Origin of the sequence: Paenibacillus sp. S28 (genome assembly GCF_016624415.1) — a bacterium.
Classification (GTDB): domain Bacteria; phylum Bacillota; class Bacilli; order Paenibacillales; family Paenibacillaceae; genus Paenibacillus_AQ; species Paenibacillus_AQ favisporus.
In genome coordinates, this window is record NZ_JACVTM010000045.1 from 1 (window position 1) to 1207 (window position 1207).

2 protein-coding genes are annotated in these 1207 nt (G+C 46.6%); both read right to left on the reverse strand.

Annotated features, from left to right (window positions below; genetic code table 11):
* A partial coding sequence (locus tag IAE55_RS33560) for a Ger(x)C family spore germination protein (protein ID WP_442793367.1) occupies positions 1-517 on the reverse strand: 517 nt, incomplete at its 3' end.
* Between the two features lie 41 nt (positions 518-558).
* The coding region (locus IAE55_RS33565; RefSeq protein WP_200634975.1) for a spore germination protein at positions 559-1207 on the reverse strand (649 nt) is incomplete at its 5' end.

The window sequence follows — 1207 nt, forward strand, 5'->3', positions numbered from 1 at the left end:
GCCGTGCCCCTTTGGTAAGGGTCTCAATCACGAACTGCCTCGAAGAAAAGCTTCTCATTCCGTTAATCTGCAGTTCTTTTCCGACAGCAATGGTAGAGAGAGGTTCTATGGGATGGTTAAGCATCAGAAATTCCTTGGCACTTCCTCCTTTAATCATGACGATCGTATCCCTTAGATTGTTTGCGGGGTCCCGGATGAGTTTATCGAACAGCTTTCTTACGTCGTCCTTTTTGCAGTACTCTTCGCTAATAGCGATGATCATCCGATGGTTCGCCATCAATTTGCGGGACATACGCAGCTGAATTTTCTGAGTGGCTTGGAAAACATCTTTACCTTTAGCCGACATAACGAAAAAACTGCTGGAGCCTTCTCCCTTGGACGGGTCTTCTTTCTTAGAAGGAATGACGATTTGCTGGCTGACTTCGATTTGCCCGTTCTCGGCATAATCAATTGCTGTCCCTATAATGAAAGCCAATTGATTCAACTCGACAAAATCGGTGCAGCCGGAAGTGGACAAAACAAGGCCTACAGAGAAAAAAGCCAGGAAGACGGTTCGCATCATTGCTGACGTCCTTTCTTATTCCGGCCGTTCTTCATCCAAAAGGGGTAGCGGATGATCAGGTCCTTAATACGTGTACCGTTGAATGGGGCAATAGGGCTTAAGTACGGCGTCCCGAATGACTCTAGCGAGACCATATGGATCAACATGAAGATCATGCCGAATGCAAAGCCTACAAAGCCGAGCATGCCTGAAATGAACAGCAGCAGGTACCGGATGATCCGAAAGGGAAGTGCGGCGCTATATCTTGGGATCATGTACGCTGCGATACCCGTTAAAGAAATCACAATGATGATCGGCGTAGAAATGATGCCGGCTTCAACGGCAGCTTGGCCAATGATCAGTGCACCTATAATGCTCATGACAGGGCCGAGTTGATTGGGAATATGAACCCCGGCTTCTTGCAATCCGTCCAATATAATCATCATAAGGAGCATTTCGATTACGGTCGGAAATGGTGATTGTTCTCGGGCGGTTGCAATACTGATCGTGAGTGTTCTGGGGATCATCTCCGGATGGAAGGTTGATAGCGCTACGTATAAAGCAGGGAGGGAAAATGAAATAAAAGTCATCAAGAATCGGATGAACCGAATTAAAATGACGAATATAAACCTCTCAAAATAATCGTCTGCCGATTGAAGACCTGAC